Annotated in this window: 10 protein-coding genes; 8 read left to right on the forward strand and 2 right to left on the reverse strand. The window is 67.0% G+C overall.

The window, feature by feature from the left end:
* The first annotated feature begins 29 nt into the window (after positions 1 to 29).
* The gene (locus tag AKJ09_RS43545; protein WP_169928352.1) at positions 30 to 1,028 is read left to right on the forward strand and encodes a threonine ammonia-lyase; all 999 of its coding nucleotides are present in this window, start codon (positions 30 to 32) and stop codon (positions 1,026 to 1,028) included.
* A gap of 33 nt (positions 1,029 to 1,061) precedes the next feature.
* Here the strand turns inward: AKJ09_RS43545 and AKJ09_RS43550 are convergent, their stop codons facing one another.
* Complete coding sequence (locus tag AKJ09_RS43550) at positions 1,062 to 2,876, reverse strand: AMP-dependent synthetase/ligase (protein ID WP_146653758.1); 1,815 nt, start codon at positions 2,874 to 2,876, stop codon at positions 1,062 to 1,064.
* Between the two features lie 549 nt (positions 2,877 to 3,425).
* Here AKJ09_RS43550 and AKJ09_RS43555 point away from each other — a divergent pair.
* From AKJ09_RS43555 to AKJ09_RS43580, 6 genes are all read left to right on the forward strand, one after another.
* The gene (locus AKJ09_RS43555) at positions 3,426 to 5,042 is read left to right on the forward strand and encodes a glycosyltransferase family 2 protein (protein WP_146653759.1); all 1,617 of its coding nucleotides are present in this window, start codon (positions 3,426 to 3,428) and stop codon (positions 5,040 to 5,042) included.
* A 91-nt stretch (positions 5,043 to 5,133) separates the two neighbouring features.
* The gene (locus tag AKJ09_RS43560; RefSeq protein WP_146653760.1) at positions 5,134 to 6,126 is read left to right on the forward strand and encodes a MerR family transcriptional regulator; all 993 of its coding nucleotides are present in this window, start codon (positions 5,134 to 5,136) and stop codon (positions 6,124 to 6,126) included.
* A 67-nt stretch (positions 6,127 to 6,193) separates the two neighbouring features.
* Positions 6,194 to 7,330, forward strand: a complete 1,137-nt coding sequence (locus AKJ09_RS43565; RefSeq protein ID WP_146653761.1) for a saccharopine dehydrogenase family protein — start codon at positions 6,194 to 6,196, stop codon at positions 7,328 to 7,330.
* Positions 7,331 to 7,378: 48 nt separating this feature from the next.
* On the forward strand, positions 7,379 to 8,839 hold the full coding sequence (gene miaB, locus AKJ09_RS43570; protein ID WP_240488826.1) for a tRNA (N6-isopentenyl adenosine(37)-C2)-methylthiotransferase MiaB: 1,461 nt from the start codon (positions 7,379 to 7,381) through the stop codon (positions 8,837 to 8,839).
* 54 nt (positions 8,840 to 8,893) lie between these two features.
* Positions 8,894 to 9,481: a gamma carbonic anhydrase family protein gene (locus AKJ09_RS43575; protein ID WP_146653763.1), complete on the forward strand. Its 588-nt coding sequence runs from the start codon at positions 8,894 to 8,896 to the stop codon at positions 9,479 to 9,481.
* Between the two features lie 247 nt (positions 9,482 to 9,728).
* Entirely contained in the window at positions 9,729 to 10,301 is a 573-nt protein-coding gene (locus AKJ09_RS43580; RefSeq protein WP_146653764.1) for a hypothetical protein, read from the forward strand.
* Between the two features lie 33 nt (positions 10,302 to 10,334).
* Here the strand turns inward: AKJ09_RS43580 and AKJ09_RS43585 are convergent, their stop codons facing one another.
* Positions 10,335 to 10,811, reverse strand: a complete 477-nt coding sequence (locus AKJ09_RS43585) for a septal ring lytic transglycosylase RlpA family protein (RefSeq protein WP_146653765.1) — start codon at positions 10,809 to 10,811, stop codon at positions 10,335 to 10,337.
* A 121-nt stretch (positions 10,812 to 10,932) separates the two neighbouring features.
* Here AKJ09_RS43585 and AKJ09_RS53740 point away from each other — a divergent pair, with 121 nt between their 5' ends.
* The gene (locus tag AKJ09_RS53740; RefSeq protein ID WP_169928353.1) at positions 10,933 to 11,763 is read left to right on the forward strand and encodes a hypothetical protein; all 831 of its coding nucleotides are present in this window, start codon (positions 10,933 to 10,935) and stop codon (positions 11,761 to 11,763) included.
* Positions 11,764 to 11,774: the final 11 nt, after the last annotated feature.

The raw sequence follows: 11,774 nt of genomic DNA on the forward strand, positions 1-11,774 counted from the left end.
TTCGGGCCGAACGCACTAAGGTGCGCGTCGTGAGCGTCCCCTCCCTCGCCCGGTTCGAAGAGGCTCGATCGCGCATCGCGCGTCACGTCCTTGCCACCCCCATCGTCCGCCTTCGTCGAGGAAGGGCACCCGCAGGTGCGGGCGACGTCGCTCGTGGAATTGGCGACGTCCCGGTCGCCGAAGACAGGCTCCCACGCGATCTACTGCTCAAGCTCGAATCGCTGCAGGTGACCGGCTCGTTCAAGGCGCGCGGAGCCCTCAGCCGCGTGCTTTCGCTCTCACCCGAAGCGTTGCAGCGTGGAATCGTGACCGCGTCGGGAGGCAATCACGGGCTTGCCGTCGCGTACGCAGGTCACGTCGTGGGCGCGCCAACGACGGTGTACCTGCCCGAGCGCACGACGGCCGAGAAGGCCGCTCGCATCGAGCGCTGGGGAGCACGCGTGCATCGTGCCGGTGCTGTCTGGGATGACGCACACGCGGCGGCGCTCGAGCACGCAGCACGCGATGGTCTCACGTACGTGCATCCCTTCGCCGATCCCGACGTCGTCGCTGGTCAGGGAACCGTGGCGCTGGAAGCGCTCGAACAGATCCCCGAAGTCGACCTCTTCATCGTGGCCATCGGAGGTGGTGGGCTCGCAGCAGGTGTCGCTTCGGCCGTGAAACGCAAACGTCCGGAGGCGAGGATCATCGGCGTCGAGCCCGTCGGCGCACCGACGCTCTTCGAGAGCTTGCGTGCCGGTCACGTCGTCGAGCTCCCCGAGGTTCGCACGGCCGCAGGCACGCTCGCCCCTCGCCGGAGCGATCCCTACGTCTTCGACATCCTGAAGGAGACGCTCTCGACGATCGTCCTCGTGACCGACGACGAGATGCGCGCCGCAGCCCGCTTCTTGCTCACTGAAGTGGGCATTGGCGCGGAGCTCTCGGGCGCCGCGGCGCTTTCCGCGGTGCTCTCGAACAAGGCGGACCTCGGCGGCGCGAAGCATCCGTGCGTGCTCGTGTGCGGCGCCGGAAGCGACGCCCTCGGCTGACGCACGGACGACCCGCGGCGAGGCCCGCGAGCCTCAGTTGGCCGAGGCTTGGGCCTTCTTCTTCTCGCCGGAGCTCTCGGGCGACTTCTCGCGCTTCTTCGCGTAGAGGCCCTCGATCACGCTCTGGTAGGTCTCGAAGACCTTGCGGCGCTTCACCTTGAGGCTCGGCGTGAGCATGCCGTTCTCGACGGTGAAGTCGTCGCCGATGAGGGCGAAGTCCTTCACGCCTTCGAAGCCCTTGAACTTCTCGCCGTAGTGGTCGAGCTGCTCCTTGAAGAGCTTCTGGACCTTGGGATTGGCGAGGAGCTTCTCGGTGCTCTCTCCGCTGACGCCGTCGTTCGACGCCCACGACTTCACGGCATCGACGTTCGCGACGATGAGGGCGACGTTGAACGGCTTGTTGTCGCCGTAGACCATGACGTTCGCGACGTACGGCGAGAGCTTGAGCTGCTCTTCGAGCGGCGTCGGGACGACGTACTTGCCGTTCTCGAGCTTGTACTGCTCCTTCAACCGGCCCGTGATGAAGACGAAGCCTTCGCTGTCGATCCGGCCCATGTCGCCGGTGCGGAAGCCGCCGTCCGAGGTGAAGACAGCGTCGTTCTCTTCCTTGCGGTTGTGATAGCCGAGCATCACGTTCGGGCCGTGGACGATGAGCTCGCCCTCGTCGCTCACGGTGACCTTCACGCCCGGGATCGCCTTGCCGACGCTGCCAATCTTGCGGCTGTTCGGCCAGTTGGCCGTCGCGATCGGGCTCGTCTCGGTGAGACCGTACCCTTCGTAGACGGTGATGCCGAGGCCGTCGATGAACTCGGCCACGTCACGCGAGATGGCCGCGCCGCCGCTGAACGCGTACTTCAAGTGGCCGCCGAAACGCGCACGCACCTTCGAGAAGACGACGCGATCGGTCAGGGCGAGCACGAGGCCCTCGCCGAGGCTCACTTCTTCGCCCGTGCGCTGCTTGCGACGCGTCTCGAGCGCGCTCTTCACCATGGCCTGGATGAAGCCCGGCTTCGTCGAGATCTGCTTCTGCACCGCGGCGTACAGCTTGTTGAAGATGCGCGGCACGCTGAAGAGCAGCGTGGGCTTCGTCTCGGCGAGGTTGTCGAGGATCTTGTCGACGCTCTCGGCGATCGCGAGCGCGGCGCCCATCGAGAAGAGCGCGTGCAGCTCCACGGTCTGACCGAACGAGTGCGCCCACGGCAAAAACGAGAGCGACCGGTCGTGCGACGACATCGGGAAGATCTCGTGGATGGCGTTGATGTTCGAGACGATGTTGCCGTGCGAGAGCAGCACGCCCTTCGGATTGCCCGTGGTGCCGCTCGTGTAGATGATGCAGGCGACGTCCTGCGACGCAGGCTTGAGCGCCTGGTGCGTGGCCGCCGTCTTGGACAGCTCCTTCCACGACTTCACCTTGTCGTCGGCCTTCGTCGCCGGGTCGAGGCTGATGATGTGCTGCAGCGACGGAATCGCGCCCAAGAACGGACGCGTCTTCTCGCAGATCACGTCGTTCGCGACGATGAGCGCCTTCGCTTCACAGTCGCGAACGATGAACTCCCAGTCCTTCGGGAGCTGCGCTTCGTACATCGGGACGAAGGAGACACCGAGGCCGAAGCAGGCGTACGCCGCGGCTGCCCACTCGGGTCGGTTGTTTGCGATAATCGCCACGCGATCGCCACGGTTCAGCCCCAACGACGCAAGCCCAGCCCGAATCGAATCGGTCAGACGGCCGAACTCGAGATAGGTCATCCACTCCCACTGGCCACCACGTTTCGTCCCGAAGAGCGGGCTGTCGGGAAACGTCTTGATCGCATCGTGGAAGACGTCGACGAGGCTTGCGTATTTGGCCATTGCACCGCGAGGATACCCCCCGAATCCCACGGCCGCCACCCCTGTAGGCCGTGCTTTTTCGACTCATCCGCGTCCCACGCGGTCCCACCGCGGCGACGCGTGCTCCACGTCGCAACGAACGCGTCAAGCAATCGATTGACGCAACGCGCCAGAGGCACTCCGCCTCAGCTTCTCAGGTTCGGCTCGCCTCGCACCGACGGACGCCGTGACGCGCCGTTGGCGGGGAGGTCGGAACGAAGTGAACCGTGGAGGAGCCACTTGGACGAACGCTTGTCCAACCTCGTCCAAGGTCTGTTCACTGTTCGTCCATATCCCTCGACAATTCTGGGATACGGCGCGACGAGCTCGACCTCCGATGACTCCGGTCGATCGGCAGACACACATTCGGCACCGACAGGGGGTCGGGCACCACGCGGGCGGACGCGAATACGCACGGGAAGCGCGCCGTCGAACCATGCGTTGTCGCGTCTCGATGATTCGGTTGATCTCGACCGCGGGCGTGCGCGCTGGGTACGCTTGAACGGCCTCAAGCATGAAGGTGGCTGACGCATGATCGACGTGCTCGCCTGCGCCTGGGCTACGGCGTATGCGGCGATCGCCGCCGTCGCTCTGGTTCGTGCTCGCAGGCGAACGCTCGCGGCCCCTGCACCTCGCGCGGCGCTCGGTCGTGCACTGCTGATTCGTCCGTGTCGGGGTGGAGAATCCGGGCTCGCGCAGCGGCTCGCCGAGGCGGGCGGATGCCAACGGGTCATGCTCGCCATCGGCAGCGCCGACGATGCAGCGAGGCCCGCCCTCGAAGCGGCGGAGCGTTCGCTGCTCGCACGAGGTCTGACGGCGGCGATCGTGGTGACACGCGCGGTCGGCCCGAATCACAAGGCCGACCAGATCGCTCGCTGCCTCGCGGATCCCGCCTCACGCAATGCCGATTTCGTGGTGGTCGCCGACTCGGACGTCGATCTCGAGGGCCAGGATCTCGCCGCGCTCCTCGCTCCCCTCGCCTCGCCCGAATCGAACGCGGCGGCGTGCTGGGCGCCGCCCGTCGAACGCGGGGTCGTCGCGACGCGTGGGGATGCCATCGCTCGCTCCGTCCTCGGGGCATCGCTCCACGCGTTTCCGCTCTTGGCGGGCATCGACGGGCGATCGCTCGTGGGCAAGCTGTTCGCTGTCCGGCGTGATGTGCTCGACACCATCGGAGGGTTCGCTTCCCTGCGGCACTGCCTCGGCGAAGACGTGGAGCTCGCGCGGCGGCTCGGCCATGCCGGACACTCCGTCGCCGTATGCGGACAGCCCGCGGTCACGCGGATGTCGGGACGAACGGCCGACGCTGTACTTGCACGATACACGCGATGGCTACAAGTCACTCGCGCCCAACGGCCGCTGCTGGTGGCCTCCTACCCACTGCTCATCGCGGCTGCGCCATTGGCTGGCCTCGTCCTGCTCGCAGGCGCGGTGGAGCGGGCACCTCTCCTCGTGTGCGCGGGAGCGTTGGTGCTCGTCGTACGATTCGTCATCGCCTGCGCGGCGCGACGGGCCACGGGCCTCGTCGCATCCCCCTCATGCGCGGCCATCGACAGCGTGGTCGCCGACGTGACGCTGTTGACTGTGCTTCTCCGTGCGCTCGTGACGCGTCACGTATCGTGGCGCGGGGCAACGCTCAGGCTTGGCCCGGGCGGCATCCTGCTTCACGGACGGACCGACGGTGCCGGGCCGCACGCCGCCGAGGACGACTCACTCGGCGACGCGCTCGAGTACCAGCGGCTGGTCATCCAGCAGCGCCTCGAAGCCAGCCGTGTCGGTCGCCAGCGCTCGATCGAGCATCCCGTCGCTCTGAAAAGCTACTCACGGATCCACGACGCACGCCGGCGGAGGAACCGTATCGAACGCGACGCCGGCGGCACCGGCTTCGTGGCTGGGCCGCCCCCGTCGGACGGACGTGACGACAACGCCGTCGAAGAACGCAAGCCGCGAACGATCTCCGGCATCCACAAGCGAGCGCGCGTCCGCGACCCGAGCGAGGGACGCCGCCGCCCCCCCGCAGGCGCGCTGAGCCACGACGACGACCGAATCGAGCCGACCGCCATCACGCGGACGTTCGAGCCGGGAACCGAGCGCTCGACGGAGACCCCCGCTCGCCTCTCGGGCGAATCGAGCGACGAGCAGGGGTAAGGCGGGGCTCCCGCAAGGCGTCCTAGGCAGGCGTCGGGCCTGAAAGGCGCACGCTTGCGCGCCGAGTGAACAAACATTAGACAAAGGTTCGATGCCTCTGCCACCCGGGACGTCTGGCGCGAGCAAGGCGAAGCGCAGCGCGGCGCCGGCGGGCAATGGCCCGTATCGGATCAACGTCGCCGCCGAGCTGAGTGGCGTCGCCGCGGCGACGCTACGGGCGTGGGAGCGGCGCTACGGAGTCCCCGTTCCCAGGCGAACGGCTTCGGCCTACCGGCTCTACACGCCGGAAGACGTCGACCAGGTCCGCCGGATGCGTGAGCTCGTCGAGAGCGGCGTGTCACCTGCCGAAGCGGCTCGCGTCGTGCGCTCGACGCTTCCTCCGCCGGAGGTCGAGATCGGCCCCGTCGGCGGCGACGCAGTGGAAGGTGCGGCGAATCGAGTCCTCGCGGCGATTGCGCGGTTCGACGTCGCCGGCGTCGACGCCGAGATTGCACGACTGACGATGCTGCTCGACGCCCAGACCTTCTACGAGCACATCGTCTCCCCGTTGCTCGTCGAAGTCGGCTTGCGATGGGCACGCGGCGAGCTCTCCGTCGCGCAGGAGCACCTGCTCTCGGAACGACTCGAATACGCGATGCGCGTCACGTTGCGAACGCTGGAGCGCCCCGAGGGACCGCTCGTCCTCCTGGCATGCATCGAAGACGAACACCATGTGCTCGGCATGCTCGGCGCTTCGCTGCGCTTTGCTTCGAGCGGCGCCCGCGTCGTGGTCCTCGGAGCGGCAACGCCGCCCTCGGCCATTGCCGACGCCGTTCGGAGCATGTCCCCACGCCTCGTCGGCCTCTCGGCGTGCGCCGTTCCCGCGTCGGCCCGCGCGACCATGCGGGCCTACGGCGAGGCCTGCGACGCCGTCCCGTGGGTTCTGGGAGGAACGGCGGCAAACGACCTGAAATCCGTGATCGAGCACGCCGGTGGAACCGTGGCGGTCGGAACGGCGCGCGAATGGCAGTCCAACCTTCGCGAATGGCTGCGCGTGCCCACGGCGGCGACCCCCGCACGAGCAACGAGACGCGGCGGACGCTGAAGGTCGACCGATACGGCCGCGCTCGAGGGCCTTTTCCCCGAGCTCATCCTAGAGTACGCCGGCCGCCATGAAGATCGTGGTGCTCGGAGCGGGGCTGGTGGGTGGGCCGATGGCCCTCGATCTCGCACGGGACGAAGGCTTCCACGTGACCGTCGCCGACGTTCGCCGCGAGGCGCTCGATCACGTCGCGAGCAAGGCCAAGGTTCGCACCGTCGAGGTCGACCTCTCGCGCACCGACGAGGTGACGAAGCTCGCCAAGGACCACGATCTCGTCCTTTCCGCCGTGCCCGGCTTCATGGGTTTCAAGACCCTCGAGACCGTCCTCGCGGCGAAGAGGAGCTGCGTCGACATCGCCTTCTTCCCCGAAAATCCTCTGGCGCTCGACAAGCTCGCAAAGGAGCAGGCAGTCACCGCATTCGTCGATCTCGGCGTGGCGCCGGGGATGGGCAGCGTGCTCGCGGCTCACGCCCACACCCAGCTCGACACGACCGACGCGATCCTGACGTACGTGGGAGGCCTGCCGCGGGTCCGCCATTGGCCGTACGAGTACAAGGCAGTCTTTTCGCCGATCGACGTCATCGAAGAGTACCTCCGCCCGGCGCGCTACGTCGAAGCGGGCCGGCTCGTGACGCGCCCAGCACTGTCCGATCCGGAGCTCCTCGACTTCCCCGAGGTCGGAACGCTCGAGGCCTTCAACACCGACGGCCTGCGCACCATGGCCGAGACGATGAAGGTCCCGAACATGAAGGAGAAGACGCTCCGCTATCCCGGGCACATCGAGAAGATGGCCGTCTTGCGCGAGACCGGATTCTTCAGTCAGGAGCCGGTCGACGTCGGCGGCTCCAAGATCCGGCCCATCGATCTCACGGCGAAGCTTCTTTTCCCGATGTGGAAGCTCGAAGAGGGCGACGTCGACGTGACCGTGCTGCGGGTCATCGTCGAGGGCGCGAAGGGCGGCGACCGCACGCGCTACACGTACGACTTGTTCGATGCCCTCGACGCGGCGACCGGCATCCACTCCATGGCGCGAACCACCGGCTATACGGCGACCGCCGGCGTCCGCCTGCTCGCCAAGGGGCTCTTTGCCGACCATGGCGTCTTCCCGCCCGAGCTCGTCGGCCTCCGGGCCCCGTGCGTCGACTTCTTCCGCTCCGAGCTCGAAAAGCGGAACGTCGTCTACAAGGAGAAGATCGAGAAGCTCTGAGCGTCCGGCTCTCCGCCGCCCCGGCTTTGTGCTACGAGCCCCCCCACTTTGGCCTCTTCTCCGAGCTACCTCATCCACACCTTCGGGTGCCAGATGAACGCCCACGACTCCGACCGTATGGAGGAGGTCCTGCGGGCGAACGGCTGGTCGCAAGCGACGTCCGGGGAAGAAGCGGACCTCATCGTCCTCAATACGTGTAGCGTCCGCGAAAAGGCCGAGCAGAAGCTCCGTAGCGAGGTCGGCAAGCTCGCGCCGCTGAAGGCGAAGAACCCGGGGCTCGTGCTCGCGGTCGCCGGCTGCGTCGCCCAGCAAGAGGGTGAGAAGCTTCTCTCGAGGGTTTCCCACCTCGATCTCGTCATCGGGCCGGACAACATCGTCGAGCTTCCTGCGCTCGCCCTCGAACAGATGGCCGGCGCTCCGCCCCGCACGCGCACCGTGTTCGACCTCGATGCGCCGCGCTTCCTCGCCGCCGCGCCTCGCGAAGGCGAAGCGCCGGTGAGCGCGTACGTGACCACGATGAAGGGCTGCGACGAGCGCTGCTCGTTCTGCATCGTCCCGTACACGCGCGGCCCCGAACGTTACCGGCCGAGCGACGAAATCATCGCCGAGATTGGGCGCTGGGTTTCGGCCGGCACGCGCGAGATCACCCTGCTCGGGCAGACCGTCGACAGCTTTCGCGACCCCGCCCTGCCGCCGCCCGCATCCGACGATCCGGACGAGAGCCAGTTCCCGATGCTGCTCCGTCGGATCGCGAGCGAGGTCCCTGGGCTCCTCCGCCTCCGTTACACGAGCCCGCATCCGCGCCACGCGACCGTTGCTCTCGCGCGGGCCCACGCCGAGGTCGAGATCCTCGCGCATCACGTGCACCTGCCGGTCCAGTCGGGCAGCGACCGCATCTTGAAGCGCATGATTCGGCGCTACAACCGTGCAGAGTACACGGAGCGCGCACGACGGCTGCTTGCCGCGCAGCCGGACATGACGATGTCGACGGACATCATCGTGGGCTTCCCCGGCGAGACCGACGCGGATTTCGAGGCAACCTTGGAGCTCGTGCGCGACGTGGGCTTCACAGGCGCATTCGCATTCAAGTACTCGCAGCGTCCGTTCACCCCGGCCCTCAAGCTGCCTGACGACGTCGCCGAGTCGCTGAAGAGCGAACGGCTCGCGCGGCTCTTCGAGGTCGTCGAAGGGCAGACCCGCGAGCATCTCGCCAAGCTCGTCGGGACCACGCAGCGAGTCCTCGTCGAGGGGACGAGCAAGGCCGGCGCAAAAGAAGGTCGGGCGTTCGTCGAGGGGCGCACCGTGCGCAACGAGATCGTCCACATCGAGCAACCCGAGGGCCGCGTCGCGGTCGGCGAGATGGTCGAGGTCGAGATCACCCGCGCGTACAAGCACTCGCTGTTTGGCGGCGTCACCGCGTCGGCCCTCGAGGCGCTGCCCCGGCCGAACGAGCGACGCGTCGCCCCGGACAAGCGCCGCCACAAGCTCCCGCTGCTCGGAACTGCCTGACGCACCGCAGCTAGAAACGCGACGAGTTCGCCGGGCCGCGCTAAGAACGCGGGCATGAGCGACAAGAGCGAGACGCAGAACACGGAGTGCGGACGAGGTTCGAATCAGGCTCGCCCGCGGGGCCCCGTCTATGCTCTTGGCGCCCGCAAGCCCGTCCTTGGACGCGATGTTTTCGTCGCTCCGACGGCGAGCGTGGTTGGCGATGTCGTTCTGGGCGATGAGGCGAGTGTTTGGTTCGGCGCCGTCCTCCGAGGCGACTCCTTCCCCATCACCGTCGGCGACCGAACCAACATCCAGGACAACGCCGTCGTCCACGTGACGGGCGGCGTCGCAAAAGCCGTCATCGGCAGCGACGTGACGGTTGGCCACCAGGCGGTCGTCCACGGGTGCACGGTTGGCAGTTTTTGTCTCATCGGTATCGGAGCCATCGTGCTCGACCTTGCGATTGTCGAAGATGAGTGCCTGATCGCGGCGGGCACGCTGGTGCCCCCACGAATGCGCATCCCGTCGCGCTCCCTCGTCATGGGCCGCCCCGGCAAGGTAATCAAGACTCTGGGCGAGGCCGACCTCGCGCAAATCCGCAGCGCCAGCGAGCATTATGTCGCGAACGCCAAGGACTTTCTCGCTCAGCTCCTTAGCTGACCTGCGCGCTTTCAGCGGCGAGTCGTAACCACTGCATGCGTGCCGAGACGCATGCAGATGCATTCAGAGCATCCGCTCGAACGGAACGATCACGATAATCCGTTACGACGGACGAAAGCCGCCAGGTGAACGTGGTCACCGCCTCGACCGTTCACCTCTCCATGAGCGCATGTCGAGCTTTCAATAAAACCGCGCTCGGCGAAGCGAACTTAGCTCCCGATAATTTCGCGCGCACTAAGGTGGAGGGGTGACTCAGGACGAGCATCAGCGCGTCCAGCGGATCAAGGAGTACGTCCTTGCGCGGCTGAGAGAAGAACTGGGCAACGCCCCGAGGGGCGCGCAGGCACAGCTCGCCAAGCGCCTCGGAGTCTCGGGGGCTCATCTCAGCAACATGCTTTCGCCAAACCCGACCAGGCAGCCGGGAGAAGATTTCCGGCGCAAGGTCGCGGCGCATTGGGGGTTCAGCTACGCGCAGATGGAGGCCCTCGCACTCGGCGAGGAAGCGCCCGTCATCGCTCCGAGGCCCGTTGGTTTCCGCCTCGGACCGCCTCCGATCAACCTCTCGGGCGTCCTCGCCGAGTACGCGTGGATGCCGGAGCTCCCGCAGGATCTCCGGGAGATCGTGCGCGAGCAGGCGCGTCTTCATCATCGCTTCTCGGGTGTCGACTACTCGCGCGACGAGTGGCAGCGAATCGTGACCGGCCTCGAACGCGAGGTGCTCGGTCTGCTAGCTTGGCGCGCTCAGTCGTCGACCGAGGAAGATCCCGAAGCCCTCACGCGTCGGAACACGACGCGTCGTCCGCGCCGCGCACGCTCCTGACGCGCGAGAGCGATCTCGGAATCGGCGCGTTCATCAGGGACCGTCGACGACACGAAGCTCCACCCGCGTCACGCCCGTGCGAACCATGTCGAGTTCCTCGGCGGCTCGCTTTGAGACGTCGATGATCCTTCCCCCGCCTGCATAAGGTCCTCGGTCGGTGATGCGGACGCGAACGGTGCGTCCCGTATCGACCCGCCGGACTTCGACCCACGTTCCAAAAGGCAGCGAACGATGCGCCGCCGTTCGCTTGGACGGGTCGAACCGTTCGCCGTTCGCCGTCTTTCGGCCCGCGAACGCGTTCCCGTACCAGGACGCCAGGCCGACTTGATCGGCCGCCTTCGTCGAGTGCGGAGTGTCGCTTCCCGACGGGCCCCTCGGTTCGCTCGATACGCCGACCGGGCTCGCCGGAGCCTTCGGTGGGGGCCGATCGTCGTGCGCCCCGCAACCGACGCCGGTTACGGCAATCATGAGGAGAATCCCCCCGACACCCCGGAGCCGGTTGTCGAGCATGGCCGGGTTTTACCACGAGGAAACCCAATCGCCGCCGAACCGCCTCCCCTGCCTTCATTTCGCTCCATGGCAAAAATCGTGCGCCGAGACGGCCGGCGAGCTCCTGTGCTAGGAGAGTGCCGTGCGCATGGTGTCCTTTCCGTCATCGTTCGGGTGGCTCGCCCGTGTGGGCCTTCTCACTGCTCTCGTCGCTTGTGGCTCGCGAGACGGCGATCCGCACTCGAACCAAGGGGTGATCCCCAACCCGGCGGGCAAGGACATGCGCATTCGCGACGTCACGAACCCCACGCTCGACAACCATCCGAAGAGCCTCGATTCCGTCACCGTCAGCGGTGCGGCGGTGGTCGCCGTCGACACCTTCGACGAGACGGGTGACGGAAAGAGCACCGGGACGATCTACGTCCAGGATCTCGGTTCGCAGGAGCCGTACTCCGGCATCAGTCTCTTCGCCCCCACGTTCGTCCCCGGCAACCTGCGCGTCGGCGCGGGTGACGTCCTCGACTTGAGCGGGCAGTACCAGGAAAACACGCACATCGGTTCGGCGAACTTCGCGCCGGGCGCGATCCTCGCGCAGCTCGCGCGACCGACGGCGACCTTCCGCTTCGACGGCGAGAACACCGAGCCCGTGGACATCGACGTCGAGGACCTCACGGACTTCGACAAAGGTCGCAAGTGGCTCGGCATGGTCGTGCGCGTCCACGACGTGAAGCTGCAGGCCGCGCTCACGGGCAGCAGCGGACGATTGAGCTCGAGGATGCGTCCCGAGTTCCCGGGCGTCGCGAATGGCTGCGATGCGCCGTTTCCCAAGGCTCCGGCAGTCGTGAACGAGCTCGCCGACATCGGATCACTCAACCTCGATGCGGGAACGCAAGTGAAGTCGATCACCGGCGTGGTCACCTTCTTCTGCAACCTCCACCTCGCGCCCCGCACGCTCGCCGACATCGAGCCGTGATCGGAGGGCCT

Origin of the sequence: Labilithrix luteola (assembly GCF_001263205.1) — a bacterium.
GTDB classification, from domain to species: domain Bacteria; phylum Myxococcota_A; class Polyangia; order Polyangiales; family Polyangiaceae; genus Labilithrix; species Labilithrix luteola.